The organism is Maribacter sp. HS, from assembly GCF_048059195.1.
GTDB lineage: Bacteria > Bacteroidota > Bacteroidia > Flavobacteriales > Flavobacteriaceae > Maribacter > Maribacter dokdonensis.
In genome coordinates, this window is record NZ_JAYLVV010000009.1 from 98,397 (window position 1) to 118,502 (window position 20,106).

Below are 20,106 nucleotides of genomic sequence, written 5' to 3' on the forward strand. Positions count from 1 at the left end.
TATGGTTTTAGATAGCGTGTATTACTTTTCTAATTGAAATATTTGTTCTAAGGCTATCCACTTTTCACCTTTCTTTGCCCATGGAAGTTCTTGTTGAAATCCCCACATCAGTTCTTCCCATTCTTGAACCTTTGGGTTTTCCGCATCCATTTTAGACTTCTTATCGGGATCAAAAGAAGCATCGACTTCCATAATCATGAACATTCTATTACCTGTAAGGTAGATTTGCATATCTATGATACCGGCATCTTTAATGCTCTTTGTAATTTCTGGCCATGCATTGCCTTCTGCATGGTACTTTTTGTACTCCACAATTAATTCTGGGTTATCTTTTAAATCGCAAGCAAAACAAAGACGTTTATTGAAACTCATAAAATGGATTAATTAGTTGGTATGATATTTTTTATAAACAGTTCTTCCGTAAAAGGCAACTACACCAAGACAAATAAGTGATAGTACAAATGAAAATCTCATTTCTGTAACTCCAAAAATAGTAATGTCCTCATATCCAACACCACCTAAATCTAGCATATAACCCTGTAAAAAGGGGAGTAGTGCTCCCCCAACAATAGCCATGACCAAAAATGCAGCTCCAAATTTGGCATCTTCACCTTGGCCTTCTAAAGCAATACCGTAAATGGTGGGGAACATAATGGACATGAACAATGAGGTTGCCACTAATGAATATATACCTAACATACCGGGTAAAAATATTGCGCCCAGCAGGTTTAGCATTCCACCTAATCCAAAAAGCATTAATAATTTTCCAGAGTCTATTTTGGCCATGAGGGCAGTACCTATGGTTCTACCTACTAGAAAAACAATGTAGCCGGCTAAACCGTACCAAACAGCAGATTTTGAGTCAATGGCAAGTGTTTCGGCGTATTGGTACACATAGGTCCAACACATAATCTGGGCACCTACATAAAATGCCTGCGTAACCACCCCAAAAGCAAATTTTGGTTGTTTCCATAATCGTTTTACGGAGTCTTTAAAAACCACCTTTGCCTCTTGATGTTTGTTTTGTGGCATCTTAACCACGCTGATCAATACAAAAAATATCAAAACTACAAGTCCTAAGAGTACATATGGATTTCTAATAATTTCCAGGTCAGATGTTCTAATGACGGCTTTGGCACTTTCGTTCAATGTGTCAAAAATAGGAACACCATCTACTGTTGTGTCATCGGATTGTAATGCGCCCAATACAAAGTTTTGAGCAACCAATAGTCCTAAAATAGAACCCATTGGATTGAACATTTGGGCAAAATTCAAACGTCTGGTGGCCGTTTCTTCTGCACCCATAGAAAGAATGTACGGGTTAGATGTAGTTTCTAAAAACGCCAACCCAAAAGTTAATACATACAATGCCGATAAAAAGAAAGGGTAGCTTTCATAGGCAGCTGCCGGATAAAATAGCAATGCGCCTATGGCATATAATGCCAAGCCTAATAAAACCCCTTTTTTATAAGAGTATTTATTTACGAATAAAGCAGCGGGAATAGCCATGGTAAAATAACCACCATAAAATGCTAACTGTACCAAAGATGCTTGCTTGTTGGATAATTCCAGTACTTTTTGAAAACCGCGTACCATGGGGTTGGTCATATCATTTGCCAAGCCCCATAAAGCAAACAGAGAAGTAATCAATATAAATGGCACCAATACTGATTTGGCAACAACAGGTATTTTTTCAGATGTGTTCATAAGGATTGGTAGGTTTTGTAGAATTATTTTTCGGATAATAAAGATCGGTCTAGATGCACATAGCCACCATCAACAGTTATAAATTGGCCAGTGGTGTGTGATGATCTTTCGGATATAGCGAATAATACGGCATCGGAAATTTCTAAGGGAGAGGTCATTCTGTTTTCAAACGGAATGTTCTTTACAATAGATTGTAATTTTTTATCGCCATTATCTAAACTGTTGATCCAGTTTTCATAGGCTGGTGTCCAACTTTCAGCAATGATCAAAGCATTACTACGAATGCCGAACGGAATTAAATCTACCGCCCATTCACGGGTTAAGCCAAGAACACCACCTTTGGATGCCGCATAGCCAGAAGTACCGCCCTGTCCCGTAAGTGCAACTTTGGAACCTACGTTTAAAATATTGCCTTTCGCCTTTTTTAAGTAGGGTAGACAAAACTTGGTCATGGCAAAAAAACTGACCAGATTAAGCTGTAAAGAGCGCATAAATTTCTCTATGCTATCTTCCAGACCAACCGTGTCGTTAACGCCAACATTATTGATTAAGGCATCTATTTTTCCATATTTATCACCAATGGTCTTCGCCGCTTGTTCTATTTGTACAACATCGGTTAAATCTGTCTTTACAAATATGCTGTCTATACCTTTATCACGTAGCTCTTTTTCATATTCCAATCCGCGATCATTTCTACAAACAATAACAGGAATAGCGCCTTCCTTAGCTAATTCTTCTACAATGGTTTGCCCAATGCTTCCTCGTAGACCGGCTGCACCCGTTATTACTACTACTTTATCTTTTAGTCTTAAATCCATACTTATAAATTGTAAAATTCAACTGCATTGTTTCCCATAATGTTATGTTGTTCGTTATCGCTTAGACCAGAAATGAAATCTGTGACTAAGTTTTTAACCTGGCTATAATTTCCCGCTACCAAGCAAACAGGCCAGTCAGAACCAAAAAGGCATCTTTTTGAACCAAAAGAGGTCAGGACAAGGTCTAGATATTTTGAGAGATCATCAGGCTTCCATTTTTTGTAGTCGGCCTCTGTAATCATACCCGATAGTTTACAGTAAACATTTTCCAGTAATGCTATTTCTCTCATCATGGTAGCCCAACCGTCATAAAAACCATCTTTTATGTAGGGTTTAGCTATATGATCAATCACAAATTTTTGATTTGGAAATTGCTTGACAAACTCTAAAGTTGCCCCAAGCTGATGCGGAAAAATTAGAATGTCATAAGTATATCCAAACGGTTCAAGTTCTTTTATACCGTTCAAAAATGGCTTTCTTAATAGAAAATTATGATCAGGTTCTCCCTGTACCACATGTCTAAATCCCTTTAATATAGTATGGTTGCTTAACTTTTCTAAATCGCTTTTAATGGTAGAAGCACGTAAATCTACCCAGCCCACAACACCTTTTATGAAATTGTTTTCTGCGGCTAGATCAATTAAAAATTCAGTTTCCGTTAATGTTTGATCAGCTTGTACCGCAACACAGCCGTCAATGGCATTGGCTTTTAATTCACCAATGAGGTCATTAGGCATGAAATCTCTTCTAATTACCCTCATATCATCATCGATCCATGAATGCTTTACGGGCTCATACTGCCAAAAATGTTGATGTGCGTCTATGTTCATAGTAAATTGATCAATAGTTACATTAATTTATCATTGTAACAGCTTCTTCAAATCCGTATTTTTCAATATTGCTGAGGTTGTTATAAACCATGTTCGTTAAACCGGTTATTTGGTTCAGGTCCTCTTGCCATATATCAGAATTGCCCAATAATCTGGTAGTCAATGTATTTAAGTCATTGTCGTTTTCTCTAAATTGTTCCCAGGTGTTAGAGAAATATTCAAGTACCGAAGAAGTATCATTTAAATCAATTTTGTCATTGTTGAAACTTCCTTCATAAAAGCGAATTAGAGCACTCAATGCAAATGTGATATTTGCGGGAAGACTTCCTTTTATTTTCAAATAATCTTTTAAGCTAGGTAATAAACGAGTTACAAATTTTGAGGTACTGTTCAATGCAATACTGATCAGCTGATGTTCAAGAGCCGGGTTTTTAAATCTGTTAACGACGTCATTAGCAAATTGCTCTTTATAATCATTTGGAAAATCTAGAGTCTCCAACACTTCGCTCATCAATACTTGATGAATAAAATTAGCGACTTGGGTATTCTTCATGGCGTCTTTAACCAAGCGTTCACCTAATAGGTATGCAACTGGAACCATTGATGTATGGGCACCGTTTAAAATGCGCACTTTTAAATTTCTATAGGATTCCAAGTCTGAAACCAATTCAATATTTAAATCGGTTTTATTGAAAGGAAATTCATTTAAAATGTCATCAGGTCCTTCTAATAACCAACTTTGGTACAGTTCACCGGCAACTGCAAGTTGGTCTTTAAAGCCAAGTTTGGCTTCTATCTCTTCAATTTTATCTTTAGGATAACCAGATACAATACGGTCTACCAAGGTATTGTAAAATATGCATGCTTCAGAAATCCAGTTTTTAAATGCATCGCTCAAAGACCAGTGATTTGCGTATTGTAAAATACATTGTTTTAATGCTTCCCCATTTTTATGAATAAGTTCAACAGGTAAAAGAATGCATCCTTTATCCAAAGCGCCATCAAAGTGTGTAAACCTATGAAATAGCCAAACGGTAAGTTTTGCCGGAAACTCTTTGGGTGGTGTATGGTCAAAGGCATCATCAGAATTAAAAACGATACCCGCTTCCGTAGTGTTCGATATAATAAACCGCAGTTCAGGAGTCTTTGAAAGGTCAATATACTTTTGCCATTCAGAATAAGGATTGATAACTTTTTGAATGCAATCAACAACGGTTAAATCTTGTACAAAAATATTGTTCTCATATCCTTCTAATTGCACGGAGAACAAACCATCTTGTGATTTTAGGACTTGATAGTCACCACGTGCAGTGGGTTTAATTACGGCAACACCGGCATTGAAGGTCGTAGCGTTGTTTATTTTTTGAATACTAATATCTACAAATGCCCTTAGAAAATTACCACCTCCAAATTGCATTACTTTTATGGGTAATGATTTACGATCGGTTATGGCATTACTGTTTAAAATTTCCATATGTATTGTTATAGTGATATTCCTCTTTTCCATGGAATAAAATCGTCTTGTCCCAAACGTACTGCGTTAGGTATTTTTTCTCCGCTTGCCACGGCAATGATGTATTCTAGAAGCTCTTCTCCTTTACTTTCAATAGTTGCCGTAGCCTCTATAATATCACCAGTGTTAAAGTCAATGATATCTGCCATACGCTCGCTGAGTTGCGTATTGCTTGCTATTTTAATGGTAGGGGCAATAGGGTTGCCGGTAGGGGTTCCTAACCCTGTAGTAAAGCAAATAATAGTGCAGCCAGAACCTGCAAGTCCCGTCGTACTTTCTACATCGTTACCAGGAGTACAAAGTAAATTCAAGCCTTTTTTCGTTACCGGTTCGGTATAATCAAGCACATCGGTAATTGTGGAAGTACCACCTTTTTTTGCCGCTCCGGCGGACTTCATTGCGTCTGTAATGAGTCCGTCTTTTATATTACCGGGTGAAGGGTTGTTTTCAAAACCTGATCCCACCTCCTCGGCACGTTTGGCATAGGTTTGCATTAGTCCCGCAAATTTTTTTGCGTTTTCTTTAGACTCACATCTATTCAGAAGTTCCTGTTCAACACCATTTAGCTCAGGAAATTCAGCAAGAACCGTAGATGCGCCAAGTGCCACCAACATATCTGAAACATGACCTAGTGCGGGGTTGGCGGAGATACCTGAAAACCCGTCAGATCCACCACACTCCAGCCCTAGGGTCAGTTTGTTCAGTGGTGCCGGAGCACGTTGGGTTTTATTGGCCTCTATTAAACCTAAAAAGGTTTGTTTAACTGCATCTTCAATAAAATGTTGTTCACTTTTACTTTGTTGTTGTTCTAGTATGATAAGTGGTTTAGAAAACTGAGTATCTCTTTTATTTATGGCATCTTCTAGTATAGGAATCTGAGCGTTTTGGCAACCAAGACTTAATACGGTAGCACCTGCTACATTGGGGTTGGTAATATAGCCGGCCAGTAAATTACAAAGCGTATTGCTATCTTGTCTAATGCCGCCGCAACCGCCATCATGTGTTAAAAATTTAATACCGTCTACATTGGGGAAAACCTGCTCGTCCGTATTCGGAATTTCAGGTTTTAGAATATTGCTTTTTAATAATTCTTCACTAGTAGCTTGATTCTTATACTGCTTTATGAGCGTCTCTGTAGAGATGATGTCTGCTGCTGATGTTTTATATCCTAACGGTTTTAAAAGCGCTGTCTTCAATACTTCAACATTTCTATTCTCACAGAATACTAAAGGGATAACTAGCCAGTAATTAGCGGTACCTACGCTACCATCTTTTCTGTGATAGCCCATGAAAGTTCTGTCCTTAAAAGTATCAATATTTGGAGGGGTAAAGTTCCATTGTTGGTTTTCTATTTGATAGGTAGATGCTGCATGTACTAAATTCTCAGTAGTAATAGTTTCTCCTTTTTTAATAGGCACAACCGCTTTGCCTACAATAGAACCGTACATATATACTAAGGCATCTTTTTTAATAGGCGATAGGGCAAACTTGTGTTTTGCCTTTACTTTTTTAGGAATACGAATGGTAATATTATCATGATGAATATCCGTGCCTTCAGGTATATCTTGTAAGGCAACGAGTATATTATCTTTTGGGTGAATATGTAAAAATCTGTTATCCATAAATTCGTTTACAAGCGTTTGTGAAATAGAACCCATTAGTTGCCTTCTATTTCATATCAGGTTTAGAAAGTGACCATGGCTTTAATTACCCCGGTTTCAGGTTTTAACCAAGCATCAAAATTGGCAATCATTTCTGTGTAAGGTACGGTATGTGTAACAAAAGAAGTTATGGGGAATTGATCAATAACATGGATTATATATTCAAAATCTGCCAAGGTTGCGTTTCTGCTACACATAATGGTAGACTCCTTTGCATGTATTGCAGGGTGATTAAAAGTTAACTCTCCCTTCGATAATCCTACTAATATATATCGCCCACCATGTGCCATATAATTAGGACCGGTTTCTAAGGCATATTTATTTCCTGTGGCATCAAAAACTGCTGTAGCCAAATCATTATTGGTAATTTCATTGACCTTTGCTATTGCATCATCATCTGCTTTTACAATATAGTCTACTCCAATTTTTTCTTTGGCATAGTTTAACCTTTGTTGATTAACATCAATGGCAATTACTTTGGCGCCTTGCAATTGTGCCAATTTCATAATTCCTATGCCTATTGGGCCACAACCTATAACCGCAACGGTTTCTCCTTTTTTTATCTGTGCCCTACGTAAAGCGTGCGCACCAATGGCCAATGGCTCTACAATTGCCATTTGCTCTAAACTTAGATTGCTCGCAGGAAGCAGTAGGGCAATAGGCACGTTTATAATTTCTTGCATACCACCATCGGTATGAACGCCTAAAACCTTAATGTTGGTACAGCAGTTTGTTTTTCCAGCCTTGCAAGCCACACAAGCATTACAACTTATATAAGGCATGACTACTACCTTATCACCTTGTTTGAGCCCTTTTGAATTAGGTTCTATAGCAATAATTTCAGCAGCAAGTTCATGACCTAAAATACGTGGATAGCTAAAAAAAGCTTGATTGCCCGCATAGGCATGCAGATCTGTACCACATATACCAACTCTTTTAATTTTTAGAGTAGCTTCATTAGGTTTAGCTACAGGTGCTTCTTTATCTTTTAGGGTAAACGTGCCGGGTTCTTCGCAAGTTATATATTTCATTATCGTAAATGTTCAAATGCAAGTGGTCGTTTAAAAACGCACCCCGTTAGGGGTGCATCATTTAATTAAAACTAACACAAACAATTATTTTTAAAACTAAATTTTATCGCCTAGGGTAATTTCTAGGCAGAAGGCGTGGTCACCTTTCTTTTCTCCAAGGTTTGCTATTTCAAGACCGTTATTGGTTTGCTTATATGCAATTTCATTATCTGATCCCAATAACGTAATAGATTTAATATCTAGACCCTCTGCGTTGGTGTTTCCTAAAGCCAAGGATTCAATGGTTACCGAATTGTTTTCTGGCCAGGCCAATAGAATGGCATAAAGCTTATTGTCTTTTTTAGTGAATCTAATATCTTGAGCCGTAAACCCTTTGTTTTCACCTTCAGAATGATGTCCTTTTTTAACCTCGGTAGGTCCTTCACCAAAAACGGTCCAATATTCGGTGTTGTAAATGGCATCACCATTTACTTTTAACCAATCGCCAATTTCAAAAAGTATTTTTTGTTGATCTGCTGGAATAGTGCCATCTGCTTTAGGACCTATGTTTAAAAGTAGATTTCCATTTTTAGAAACGATATCTACTAAATCGTCAACTAGTTCATTGGTGTTTTTAGATTCCCAATTGGTAACATAGCCCCATGAGTTTTTACCTATGGAAGTATCGGTCTGCCAAGGCAATTTTCTAATACCTGGCAATTTTCCTCTTTCTAGATCGTAGATAACAGTTCCTTCAGGAAAAGCCTCATGATCAAAATTCTTATCGTTTATGACTACTTCCTTGCCCCATTCTATACCCTTATTGTAGTAGTAAGCAGCAAGCTTAGGTCTGTATTCCTTAAAATCTGGTATGTCTAAATAGAAATCGAACCATAGAATATCTGGTTGGTAATTGTCAATTAAATCAACCGTTCTATTCCACCATAATTTCTTGAACTCTTCAGAAACAGGTTCGGTCAGATCTTTACCTTTTGCAGAATATAAATCCGCAAATTCAGGATCTGTAGTGTCAAAGTGGTCCTTTTTATTATAGAAAGACCAATTAAACGCATAATGGGAAGAAGCGCCCATAATAAGACCTTCTTTTCGGCCTTCTTTAAATAATTCGCCCAGAATATCCTTTTTAGGTCCCATGTCTACTGAATTCCATCTCGTGGTATTGGACTTGTACATGGCAAAACCATCATGGTGGTCTGCAACGGGTATGACATATTTAGCGCCAGATTTTTTAAAAATATCTATCCATTCTGCAGCGTTGAACTTTTCACCTTTAAACTGGGGTATAAAATCTTTGTACCCAAATTCCTTTTGATCGCCATACTTCTTTTTATGATATAGGTACACTTCATTTGGACCAAGTTGTTGGTGGTTCAATTGCGCTGAAAATGTAGCAGTATCCATATACATTCTTCTAGGGTACCACTCAGAACTATATGCCGGTACGGCGTATGCGCCCCAATGAATGAAGATTCCGAATTTTTGGTCATTAAACCATTCTGGGTCTTTATAATTTTTCTTTATGGATTCCCAATTAGGCTCAAAATGTTTTTTGGTTTCAACGGTTTCATTGTTCTTTTTTCCCGATTCAGATTTGCATCCCGTCAGTATCAATAGACCGATCAATGGTAATACAAAGTACTTGTTCATATTCATATGGTAACGATTTATAAAAGGTATGTCTAAGTAAGAGTTGCTAAATTCCGTTTTTTGTTCAATCAAGTTCGTAACAGATGTTTTAATGATTACAACAAATGGTTATCCTTGTTTTTTATTAGGTTTTATATGTATTTCTTTGAGATATATATAATTAATGTTAGTAATGTTTAAATAAAAAGTAAAATTCATATGCAGTTGAAAATACGATGTTTGTGTGTGCTTTTATGTGCTGTTCAGTTTTTGATGAGTCAGGATAACAGCAAAAATTTGCCTAATATAATTTGGATTATGGCAGAAGATATTAGTTTAGATTTGGCGTGTTATGGTGTCAAAGCGGTTAAGACGCCCAACTTGGACCAAATGGCGGCAGATGGCATTCGCTTTAATAATTGTTTTGTGACCAACCCTATTTGTTCACCAAGTAGATCTGCCATGATTTTGGGTACACATCAACAAAAAAGTAATACCCACAATCACCGCAGTAATAGGGATGTAGTATTGCCAAAACCGTTTGTTCCCTTTACGCAATTATTAAGGGATGCGGGTTACACCACTATTTTGGGACATAAAGATGTACGTGGTAAAGGAAGAAAGATCGATGTGAATTTTAAACATACAGCTATTGGTACTTGGGACGGTGAATCAAATTTTGGTATTTATGATAAGTACGATGAGTTTCTGCCAAAAGATGCACCATTTTTTTCGCAGATAACATTGAACGTAACTCACAGGGGCGATTGGTGGGATGAAATCCGTGCAAAATCCAAACATCCTGTAAACCCCAATGATGTGGAACTGCCACCATATTTGGCGGATGATCCCGTAATTAGGTTAGATTGGGCCAAGTATTTAGATCAGATGGAATATATGGATGCTGAAATTGGAATGCTTTTTAAAGAACTGGAACAAAAAGGACTTGCCGAGAATACAGTGGTAATTTTCATAGGTGATAATGGTAGATGTAATATTAGAGGAAAGGGATATTTACACGATTCTGGATTAAGAATTCCGTTATTGGTGAAATGGCCCAAAGGGATAGACAAGGGCCAGATAGATGACCGAATAGTAAGTTCAACAGATATAACGGCAACCATTTTAGATTTGGCACAGGTTAAAATTCCTGATTTTATGACCGGAAAATCATTTTTGGATGAAGATTTTGACCGAACCGAGGTATTTGCATCTCGCGATTTGTGGGATGAAATTCCGGAAAAAAGCAAAGCCATAACCACCAACAAGTTCAAGTACATCAGAAATTTTAAACCAGAGATACCTTGGGATGCCCATCAAGCATATTTAGAATTTTATAGGCCTGCCGTACACGTAATGCGAAGCTTAAAAGAACAGGGTAAATTGAATAAAAATGAATTACTTTTCTTCGGATTAAAACCGGCAGAAGAGCTGTATGATTTAGAAAAAGATCCATTTGAACTGAATAATTTGGTTTTGGATGTTGAATATGCTGCCGTAGTACAAAAAATGAGACAGCAAACCTTAGATTACAATGAAGCCTTTAAACCGATCGGTGAGACTTATGATCCTGTACACGCCGAGTCTGTAGATGTTTTAGAATGGGTTAAGAAAGAGAGACCAAAAGATTACCAAAGAATGTTGGCTGGTGAAGAAATTGGGTTTCACAAAATGTCAAACGAATACAAGGAAACTATCAAATAATAGTAGTATGAAAAATGGTTTTTTAAAACAAATAGGGTGTATAATAGCCATCTTTATTGCAACAAGCTGTGGTGAGCAGAAAGAAAAAAAAGAAGAACAACCATCAAAAAACGAACAACCGAATATTGTCATCATTTATTTGGATGATTTGGGCTATGGTGATGTTGGGGCTTATGGCGCAACCGAATTAAAAACACCGAATATGGACAGGTTGGTTAATGAGGGGGTAAAGTTTACTTCCGGTTATGCCAGTTCTGCAACTTGTACGCCTAGTAGGTATGCATTGCTTACGGGCGAATATCCATGGCGAGTAAACGCGGCGATATTGCCAGGGACGGCACCATTGATAATAGATACCGATCAACCCACAATTCCTAAAATGCTAAAGAAGAAGGGATACCAAACAGGTATCGTAGGTAAATGGCATTTAGGACTGGGTAACGGTAATGTAGACTGGAACCAAGAAATTACTCCCGGTCCCAATCAATTAGGTTTTGATTATTCGTACATATTAGCTGCCACGCAAGACAGGGTGCCAACAGTTTATATAGATAATGGCAAGGTTGATAATTTAGATCCTAACGACCCTATAGAAGTTAGTTATGAGGAAAACTTTGAAGGTGAACCAACTGGTAAGGATAATCCTGAGTTGACCACCATGAAATGGCACCATGGCCATAACCAAAGTATAGTAAACGGTGTACCTAGAATTGGTTATATGAAAGGTGGAGAAGCAGCCAAGTGGACCGATATTGATATGGCAGACCATTTTTTGGAAAAAGCTAAGGCATACGTAGCTAGTCATAAAGACGCTCCTTTTTTTCTGTATTATGCCTTACAACAACCGCATGTGCCAAGAACGCCACATCCTAGATTTGTAGGTGCATCGGGTATGGGACCAAGGGGCGATGTAATCGTTGAGGCAGATTGGGTAATCGGCGAATTTTTAAAAGAACTGGAAACACAAGGTATCTTGGAGAACACTTTAATTGTGTTTACGAGTGATAACGGACCTGTGCTAAATGATGGTTATTATGATGATGCCGTAGAAAAGTTGGGAGAACATACTCCGGCAGGGGGATTGAGAGGAGGAAAATATAGCCTTTTTGAAGCAGGTGCCAGAGTGCCATTTTCGGTCTATTGGAAAGGAAAGATAGCACCCAAAACATCTAATGCACTTGTTTGCCAAATAGATTTATATGCATCTCTTGCCGAACTAGCAGGAGCCGATTCTAAGTTACCCGATAGCCAAAATTTACTCAGCACATTTCTGGGAAAATCTGAAAAAGGCAGAGATCAGCTGATTATTGAGGCCGGTGGTAGAACCGCTCTTAGAAAAGGCGATTGGGCATTTATTCCGCCATACTCGGGCTCAGTAATAAATACTCAAGTGAATATAGAATTGGGTAATGATGAATCTTACCAATTATATAATCTTAAAAATGATCTAGGTCAACAAATAAATGTAGCGGCAGAGAATCCTGAAAAATTAAAAGAACTAAAATCAGTATATGAACGTATTGGAGGGAACGATAATGCATCGGTACCTGAGTTGGAATTACATTAATGGTAATTGTTAGTTTTATTTGTTAGAAGCACCCGATAGGGTGCTTTTTCGTTTAAGCAGAAGTCGTTTCAGTTGTAAGTTTCTATTGCAATAACAAATGTTCTAAACCATGCAACACATGTTTTAAAAGTTTTAGTCATAAGAAGTTAACCCTTAGTTTTATTGGTGTAGAGCTTTAGAACGCAATTATGACAAAACCTTTTCAATTATGCATTTTACTATTTCTTGGCTGTTTGAGTATTACCTGTAATGCCCAAAATTTAAAGAATAGTAATAAGCCGAATATAATTGTAATCTTAACCGATGACCAAGGTTGGTTAGATGTGGGGTTTAATGGTAGCACCGATATTCCCACGCCAAATTTGGATACTTTGGCAAAAGAAGGTGTCATATTCAAAAATGGCTACGTATCTCATCCGTATTGCAGTCCATCCAGAGCCGGGCTCTTGACCGGTAGATATCAAGCACGTTTTGGGCATGATTGTAATATGCCATATGATGGTGAAAATGATGCATCTGTAGGTGCGCCACTATCTGAAAAGATGATATCGGAGGCTTTAAAAGAGCAAGGTTATGCTACTAGCGCAATAGGTAAGTGGCATGTAGGCGATCATGCTGATCTACACCCTCCTCGGCAAGGTTTTGACCATTGGTTCGGTTTTGCAGGCGGTGCAATGAATTATTGGGGAGAATCCAATGGACCATTGCGCACCATATTCAGAAATGAAAATAAAGTACCGGAAAGCGAATTGTCTTATTTAACGGATGATTTCACCAATGAAGCCATCTCATTTATAGAAAATAACAAGCAAGATCCATTTTTTATTTATTTGGCGTACAATGCGCCACATGCTCCAGACCACGCTACCAAACAATACTTAGAAAAGACCAAGCATATAGAATATGGCGGTAGAAGTGTTTATGCGGCCATGGTAAACGGGGTAGATACAGGTGTTGGTAAAATTGATGCATATTTAAAGGAAAAAGGGTTAAAAGAGAATACCATTTTGGTATTCTTGAGCGACAATGGCGGGCGTACCATGCATGCCAATAATGGTCCAAATAGAGGACATAAGGGAATGTTGTTTGAAGGCGGCATAAAAGTACCGTTCTTCATGGTTTGGCAAAATCATATTAAACCCAACGAAGCTTATGATGAGGTTGTAAGTTCCTTAGATTTATTTCCTACGCTACTCAATGCGGCAGGGGGTAATGTTAAAGGTGAAAAACAGCTAGATGGCGTAGACCTTTTACCATTTTTAGATCAAAAGAATGAAAAGCCGCATGAGACTTTATACTGGCGCAGCGTTGGCGGATTTGAGTATGCTGTAAGACACCAAGAATACAAATTATACAAGAGCGCTTACAAAGGCAGAACTATGCTTTTCAATTTAGAAAAAGATCCCTTGGAACGTCATGATATTGCTGAAAACCACCCTGAGATTATTACAAAATTAAAAGCCTTATACACAGCGTGGGATAGCAAAAATGTGGCGCCAGGTTGGGTAGACCCGCATCCGGAAAATGTCATTAAAGAGGAGAAGAATTTTAGAATGATCAGAGAAAAATCACTTAGACCAAAAAATTAAGTATATGAATGTAAACACCCATTTTGCCAGATCACTAACTGTTTTGATTATTACGCTGATCTTTAGAGTGGTACAGGCACAAGAACAGCCTAATTTTATTTTCATTTTAACCGATGACCAATCTTATGGTATGATGGGCTGTACCGGTAATGAAGTAGTACAGACTCCCAATATTGATAAGTTGGCAAAAGACGGTGTACTTTTTACGAACGCACATATTACCAGTGCCATATGTACGCCAAGTAGGGCAAGTATTTTAACGAGCCAGTTTGAACGTAAACACGGCGTAAATTTTAATTCGGGTACGAGTATGTCAGAGGAAGGGTGGAATAATACCTACCCTATGGTGCTTCGTGAAAACGGATATTATTCTGGATGGATAGGTAAAAACCATTTGCCTGTTGGTGATGGTGGTTATACCAGTGGTTTAATGGATAAGAGCTTTGATTATTGGTATGCCGGGCACGGTCATTTGACCTTTTACCCCAAAGACAGACATAAGATATTCAAGCATGCAAAAGATGATACTCAGGTAGAGATTATAAGCGAAGGAATTTCAGATTTCCTGTCTAACGAGCAAAAATTACAAGGTGCACAAAAGTTTTTAGATCAGCGACCAAAAGATAAACCATTCGTGCTTTCGGTCAACTTTAATTTACCACATGGTGCAAGCGTATCTACCATGGCACAGCGAGAAACCGATGATGAAATCTATAAAACTTTGTATGATGATGTAGACTTAAAATTGCCTAAGAATTACATTGCTAAAAAAGATATTGTACATCCTAAATTACCACCGGAAATTCACAAAACAAATGATAGACAAGAGGGGTATGATTATGTAGATTATCCAGATAGCCTTCTGACAAGGTATCAGTTACAATTACAGGCAATGACAGGCATTGACCGTATGGTGGGCGAACTTAGAAAAACGCTAAAAGCCCAAAAATTGGATAAGAATACCATTATCGTTTTTACATCTGATCATGGTTTATTTATGGGGCAATTTGGTATTGGAGGTAAAGCCCTTTGTTATGAAATAACTACGCATGTACCATTAATTATTTATGATCCGAACGAAAAAAAAGCGAATAGGGGTAGAAAGTCCAACGCTCTGGTACAAAGCATAGATATTGCCCCAACTTTACTTAAAAAAGCAGGTATTCCGGTACCGGATACGTATCAAGGTAGCGATTTATCACCACTATTGTCACAAGAGGTAAATGATGTAAGAGAGTATCTGTACACAGAAAATTTATGGTCTACCCAGTTTGGGAATCCAAGATGTGAAGCTGTTAAAGACACGCGCTGGAAATATATTAGATACTATAAGAACGAAAATTTTTCGGCACAAAAAAAGATTGAGACAGCAAAGCAAATGGGCATTAAGATGACGGCGATGTTATATAAAGTCCATGATCCGGATATCGCCCTGTATCGCTCATTCGTAGAGGGACCATTACAAGGCGAAAAAGCAGTTTATGAAGAACTGTTCGATCTGGAAAATGACCCAGATGAAACTACCAATCTAGCAGGGGTGGCGGAACATGCTTCAGTGTTGGAAAAATTGAGAACCGTGTGGAAAGAGAAAATAACCTTTGCCAGAGGAAATGAGGCACCAAAAGTGTTGCGGTATACCTCTGATAGTGAAGCGGAACGTGGTGTAATCATAGAACCAAAATAACAGATAATTTACCAGTAATGACCGAACAAAATATCAACAAAATCATAAATAGTCTTTTATTCATACTATTATTAACGGCACAGGCTTTCTCTCAAGAACTACCTTTTGGCTATCCAGATACTGAGCGTACCAAAATAAGTATCAATCAAGGTTGGAAATTTCACTTAGGAAATCCTGATGCAGCGTACTTTGAAAAAAATACGGATGATACCACGTGGGAAACTGTGAACGTACCACATACCTTGGCATTGACCTCTTTGGCTTTAGATGGTTTGCAAGATGAAAAAACTCAGCTTAAATTTCATAGAAATGTAGGATGGTACAGAAGGAATATAATGGTACCAGAGAACAACAATAAAGTTTTTTTAGAATTTGAGGGGGTACATCAAGTAACCGATGTTTGGGTTAATGGTAAACATATTGGTAAGCATGGTACAGGTGGTTATACACCATTTCATTTTGATATTACGCGGTTTGTGGATAAAGGAAAAGAAAACCAAGTAACCATTTTGGCGGATAATAGAAGAAGCATGATAGTTCCTCCAGATCCAGGTCCTTTTGATTATGTAAAATTTAGTGGTCTGTATAGAGATGTGTATTTGGTAGAAAAGCATCCGGTGCATATTGGTTTTAATTGGGAAGCTAGGCATGCCGGGGTAACCATAACTACGCCAACGGTAGATGTGGTGAACAAAAATGCGACCATAGATATTAAATCCGTCGTAAAAAATACCAACGGCAAAGCTGAAAATGTGACAGTGATCACAAGAGTTATAGATGCTGAAGGTCTTGTGGTGCTAAAGTTGATCGATGATGCAAAAATTGCTCAAAATAGCAACTATGAGTTTGACCAAATAGGAAGTTTAGAAGATAATGTTCAATTATGGGATGTTGAGAATCCTTATTTGTATCGCGTAAATATAGAGGTTTTGGTAAATGGCAAATCTGTAGATGTCGTGGAGAACAATTTAGGCATTAGAAAGTTTGAATTGAATCCCGATCGTGGATTTATGCTAAACGACAAACCAATAGAACTTATGGGTTTCAATAGGCATCAGCACTTTCCATATATAGGCGATGCGGTACCAGATGCCCTGCATTATAAAGATATGTTGCAATTTAAAGAGTTCGGTTTTAACATTATGAGAACCGCTCATTACCCGCAAGATAATGCCATTTTAGATGCCTGTGATAAGCTGGGTATTTTGGTATATGAAGAAGCGCCGTCGTGGATATCGATGAGCACGGATAAGGAGTGGTGGAACAATTTTGAACAATCGGAACGCGCTATGATCCGCAATCATAGAAATCACCCTTCCGTAATAATTTGGGGAGGAGGGATCAACCACAGAGGGTACGTGCCTGTAGCACACAATACCGCTAAACAAGAAGATCCAACAAGGCTTACCGCCTCACAGGGTTCACGGTGGACAGGATGGCAAACATCTGGTCTAGCGGAAATCAATGCAAATATGCTTTACGGACCATTTATCTGGGACCGTGCAGAACCTATGTTCGCTATGGAAGGGCATCATGGACCAGAAGCCTTGGCACCGTTTAGAAAAGATTCCCTAATGACAGGATTAATATCTTGGACGGCCCATGCCTATTATACCTTTCATCCAACACACGATAAAGCTTCCAACAAAATAGACAGAACAAGAAGTGGCGGAATGACCATTTTTAGAAATCCGAGACCAGAGTTATATTGGTATAAGGCAGAGCTTGGAAAAGAACCCTTTGTATATATGCTGGAAGACTGGAAAAAAGGGCAGGATTCCATCACGGTCTATAGCAATGCAGAAAACGTAGAATTAAGTGTAAACGGTAAAACGGTAGCTACCCAAACCTCCTCAAAAGATACTATTTATGATGGTTTACACCATGCGCCCTTTATATTTAAAAATTTAAAATATGCCGATGGTGAGGTTAAGGCCAAAGCCATTTTTAAAGATGGAAAAACCAAAGAAGTAATTCAGAAAACTCCGGGAAAACCCTATGCCATAGAATTAATGGTAGATACCGTAGGTAGAAAGTTTACTGCAGATGGTGCTGATATTCTTATGGTCTACGCTACTGTGGTAGATAAGAACGGCACCGCAATTAAAGAGTACAATGGTAAGGTAACTTTTTCTGTAAGTAAGAATGCCATGGTGGTAGGTGATAATACGAATATCAATGCCAACCCTATGTTCACGGAGTATGGTATTGCACCAGCATTGATTAGAGCAGGTACTACGGCAGGAGAGGTCAAAATTACGGCAAGTGCCAAAGGTTTAAAATCTGCCAATGCAAACGTGCAATTAACAGCCTATGACCCAAATGTTTTGGCAACGAATGCAAGAGCTATTTATGATTTTAAGAAAGTTAAAATAGACATGGGTGCCCATGACCAGTTGGTTCAATTCGGATGGGATTTTTGGCATGGCAAGGACGAGGAAAAAAGTAACTATAAGCTACCCCTTTTCAATAACGCCGAAGTAAATCTGGCAACAAACAGCACTGATGGTGTTTTGCGCTGGTTGGGTGAAATGAACGTTATAGGTAAATACGGATTTGTTTATGGCGATGGTGTCCTTGGTATAGATGAAAATGGGTTAAGCATTAACTTCAAGGGACTACCAAAGGGAAAATACAAGTTGACCACGTACCACCATGCACCACAAAGTAATTCTGATGAAATGGATCCCAATAAGGATAAGTTGAAAGAAATACGAATTTTGAATATTCCCTACGAACGCAAATTAACCATATCGGCAGGGGAGAATACCAAAGAAGTTAAAGTCACGGAAGGAAAAATGATGCAGTTTCAAGAACCAGGTAAAAGTACGATCCTATTTAATGTTCAAGATGATGGTACTGCAAAAGTTAATATTCAAGGAACAGCAGGAAAAGGAATTTGGTTAAACGGAATAGAATTGCAAGAATGGAACAAATAATCAGTAGAAAGTCGGGAAATAGTATACAATGTATTATCACGTGTTGCATGCTCTTTCTATTTATAGGTGAAGTGCATGGGCAACGTTATAGTCCAGAAAATGTAGATGTACGGGTTGGTCCGCCAAAACCGCCACTAGGAAAAAGATGGGTCATGAACCCGGATTTTTCAGATGAATTTAATGGTACAGCGTTAGATAATACAAAATGGATGGATCATCACCCTACTTGGATAGGAAGAGAACCAGGATTATTCATGAAATCTCAAGTATCCGTTGGTGATGGTTACTTACAGCTGAAAGGCGAAATGATGAAAAAGGACACCACAATTAATGCCTATGGTAGCAACAGAACATTTTCAATTGCCGGTGCTGCGGTAGTTTCCAAGAAGAAAACACAGTTCGGGTATTTTGAAACAAGGGCAAAAGCCGCGGCAACTACCATGTCTACTACATTTTGGTTTTCTACCGTAGGTAGTTTTAAAGGACCTAACGGTTGTGATACATATGGCCTAGAATGGGATATTCATGAATCGGTTGGTAGATCAGGCGATTACAATGGTAGCTATTTTGCAAGTGGAATGCACTCCAACAGTCACTTTTGGTATACTGATTGCGAAGGCGAGCGACATGATCGCAGGGCTGCTCAGGTAAGATTTGAAGATAACGAGGTAACCTCAGAAAATTTTCATGTATATGGTGGTTGGTGGCGTAATGAAAGTTCCGCTAGTTACTATTATGACCATAGAGAGCCAAAACATCAAAAATTCTATGATAAGGTAAATGAAAAACCATTTGATCAACCCATGTACATGCGTTTGGTATCTGAAACCTATCCTTTTCCTTGGATAGAACTTCCAAACGAAAGAGAGTTGTCCGATCCAAGTAAAAATGTAGTCTATTATGATTGGGTCCGCGCGTATAAATTAGAGGATATTTCAAAGAAGATATCTCATAGCTCTTTAGAAAAGGAATTACTATTGTATGATGAAAGTGTCATTTTTGATACTACTGAAATTACCTTAGCGAAGGTGTCTAACTTGGAAATTCCGATTTCCTATAAAGCAAACGAACTACGGCAATTGGTTTTGGAAATCTATAATACGGCCGATGAAAAAATAGCTACGGATAAAGTACAATTGCTTGCTGGTTATGGTCATTTTCGTCATAATCTACAATTGGATAGTACTTTGCATATGCGCGGTGAATATAGGCTTCTAGTGAAGTTACAGCCTATAAATGAAGAAGATAAAACCATTTTGGATCGCAACAACCTAATTTTAAAATTCAAGTAGGTCAATAATCTACTTTCAAAACCATTTATAACCCTTAATGGGTCATTTGTAGTGTAGTTTTCGAGCAAATCGTACTATTCTTGTTCAGTCCCTTAATGTTTAATATGGGTACTTAGGCTCCAAATAGTAAAGACTTGAAAACACG

The 20,106-nt window shown here is 38.1% G+C and carries 14 protein-coding genes; 6 read left to right on the top strand and 8 right to left on the bottom strand.

The features are described from left to right. Positions 1-21 precede the first annotated feature (21 nt). The 8 genes from VBZ51_RS16735 to VBZ51_RS16770 all read right to left on the bottom strand — a co-directional run bounded on the left by VBZ51_RS16735 (position 22) and on the right by VBZ51_RS16770 (position 9,207). Positions 22-372 carry an L-rhamnose mutarotase gene (locus VBZ51_RS16735; protein WP_074674453.1) on the bottom strand — a complete coding sequence of 117 codons (351 nt, stop codon included), beginning with the start codon at positions 370-372 and terminating at the stop codon, positions 22-24. Between the two features lie 12 nt (positions 373-384). Next, positions 385-1,707, bottom strand: a complete 1,323-nt coding sequence (fucP, locus tag VBZ51_RS16740) for an L-fucose:H+ symporter permease (RefSeq protein WP_416577657.1) — start codon at positions 1,705-1,707, stop codon at positions 385-387. 23 nt (positions 1,708-1,730) lie between these two features. After that, a complete protein-coding gene (locus tag VBZ51_RS16745) occupies positions 1,731-2,525 on the bottom strand; it encodes an SDR family oxidoreductase (RefSeq protein WP_416577658.1) in 795 nt (264 codons plus the stop codon). Between the two features lie 2 nt (positions 2,526-2,527). After that, the gene (locus VBZ51_RS16750) at positions 2,528-3,355 is read right to left on the bottom strand and encodes an amidohydrolase family protein (RefSeq protein ID WP_416577659.1); all 828 of its coding nucleotides are present in this window, start codon (positions 3,353-3,355) and stop codon (positions 2,528-2,530) included. A 22-nt stretch (positions 3,356-3,377) separates the two neighbouring features. Next, positions 3,378-4,829 (bottom strand): tagaturonate reductase, encoded by a 1,452-nt coding sequence (locus VBZ51_RS16755; protein WP_416577660.1) that lies wholly within the window; start codon positions 4,827-4,829, stop codon positions 3,378-3,380. An 8-nt stretch (positions 4,830-4,837) separates the two neighbouring features. Beyond that, complete coding sequence (locus VBZ51_RS16760) at positions 4,838-6,490, bottom strand: UxaA family hydrolase (RefSeq protein WP_416577661.1); 1,653 nt, start codon at positions 6,488-6,490, stop codon at positions 4,838-4,840. 62 nt (positions 6,491-6,552) lie between these two features. After that, a complete protein-coding gene (locus VBZ51_RS16765; RefSeq protein WP_416577662.1) occupies positions 6,553-7,560 on the bottom strand; it encodes a zinc-binding alcohol dehydrogenase family protein in 1,008 nt (335 codons plus the stop codon). 96 nt (positions 7,561-7,656) lie between these two features. Further along, the gene (locus tag VBZ51_RS16770) at positions 7,657-9,207 is read right to left on the bottom strand and encodes an alpha-L-fucosidase (RefSeq protein WP_416577663.1); all 1,551 of its coding nucleotides are present in this window, start codon (positions 9,205-9,207) and stop codon (positions 7,657-7,659) included. A 252-nt stretch (positions 9,208-9,459) separates the two neighbouring features. Here VBZ51_RS16770 and VBZ51_RS16775 point away from each other — a divergent pair, with 252 nt between their 5' ends. The 6 genes from VBZ51_RS16775 to VBZ51_RS16800 all read left to right on the top strand — a co-directional run bounded on the left by VBZ51_RS16775 (position 9,460) and on the right by VBZ51_RS16800 (position 19,961). Beyond that, the gene (locus tag VBZ51_RS16775; protein ID WP_416577664.1) at positions 9,460-10,890 is read left to right on the top strand and encodes a sulfatase-like hydrolase/transferase; all 1,431 of its coding nucleotides are present in this window, start codon (positions 9,460-9,462) and stop codon (positions 10,888-10,890) included. A gap of 7 nt (positions 10,891-10,897) precedes the next feature. After that, positions 10,898-12,457 carry a sulfatase family protein gene (locus tag VBZ51_RS16780; RefSeq protein ID WP_416577665.1) on the top strand — a complete coding sequence of 520 codons (1,560 nt, stop codon included), beginning with the start codon at positions 10,898-10,900 and terminating at the stop codon, positions 12,455-12,457. Between the two features lie 188 nt (positions 12,458-12,645). Continuing rightward, a complete protein-coding gene (locus VBZ51_RS16785; RefSeq protein WP_416577666.1) occupies positions 12,646-14,046 on the top strand; it encodes a sulfatase in 1,401 nt (466 codons plus the stop codon). 4 nt (positions 14,047-14,050) lie between these two features. Beyond that, on the top strand, positions 14,051-15,730 hold the full coding sequence (locus VBZ51_RS16790) for a sulfatase-like hydrolase/transferase (protein ID WP_416577667.1): 1,680 nt from the start codon (positions 14,051-14,053) through the stop codon (positions 15,728-15,730). Between the two features lie 17 nt (positions 15,731-15,747). Beyond that, positions 15,748-18,669, top strand: coding sequence for a glycoside hydrolase family 2 protein (locus tag VBZ51_RS16795; protein ID WP_416577668.1), 2,922 nt, complete (start codon positions 15,748-15,750; stop codon positions 18,667-18,669). 47 nt (positions 18,670-18,716) lie between these two features. Then, a complete protein-coding gene (locus tag VBZ51_RS16800; protein ID WP_416577669.1) occupies positions 18,717-19,961 on the top strand; it encodes a family 16 glycosylhydrolase in 1,245 nt (414 codons plus the stop codon). Positions 19,962-20,106 lie beyond the last annotated feature (145 nt).

Coding starts and splice junctions, on each gene's coding strand:
- VBZ51_RS16735 (WP_074674453.1), bottom strand. CDS start 372: ATGAGTTTCAATAAACGTCTTTGTTTTGCTTGCGATTTAAAAGATAAC.
- fucP (WP_416577657.1), bottom strand. CDS start 1,707: ATGAACACATCTGAAAAAATACCTGTTGTTGCCAAATCAGTATTGGTG.
- VBZ51_RS16745 (WP_416577658.1), bottom strand. CDS start 2,525: ATGGATTTAAGACTAAAAGATAAAGTAGTAGTAATAACGGGTGCAGCC.
- VBZ51_RS16750 (WP_416577659.1), bottom strand. CDS start 3,355: ATGAACATAGACGCACATCAACATTTTTGGCAGTATGAGCCCGTAAAG.
- VBZ51_RS16755 (WP_416577660.1), bottom strand. CDS start 4,829: ATGGAAATTTTAAACAGTAATGCCATAACCGATCGTAAATCATTACCC.
- VBZ51_RS16760 (WP_416577661.1), bottom strand. CDS start 6,490: ATGGATAACAGATTTTTACATATTCACCCAAAAGATAATATACTCGTT.
- VBZ51_RS16765 (WP_416577662.1), bottom strand. CDS start 7,560: ATGAAATATATAACTTGCGAAGAACCCGGCACGTTTACCCTAAAAGAT.
- VBZ51_RS16770 (WP_416577663.1), bottom strand. CDS start 9,207: ATGAACAAGTACTTTGTATTACCATTGATCGGTCTATTGATACTGACG.
- VBZ51_RS16775 (WP_416577664.1), top strand. CDS start 9,460: ATGAGTCAGGATAACAGCAAAAATTTGCCTAATATAATTTGGATTATG.
- VBZ51_RS16780 (WP_416577665.1), top strand. CDS start 10,898: ATGAAAAATGGTTTTTTAAAACAAATAGGGTGTATAATAGCCATCTTT.
- VBZ51_RS16785 (WP_416577666.1), top strand. CDS start 12,646: ATGACAAAACCTTTTCAATTATGCATTTTACTATTTCTTGGCTGTTTG.
- VBZ51_RS16790 (WP_416577667.1), top strand. CDS start 14,051: ATGAATGTAAACACCCATTTTGCCAGATCACTAACTGTTTTGATTATT.
- VBZ51_RS16795 (WP_416577668.1), top strand. CDS start 15,748: ATGACCGAACAAAATATCAACAAAATCATAAATAGTCTTTTATTCATA.
- VBZ51_RS16800 (WP_416577669.1), top strand. CDS start 18,717: ATGCTCTTTCTATTTATAGGTGAAGTGCATGGGCAACGTTATAGTCCA.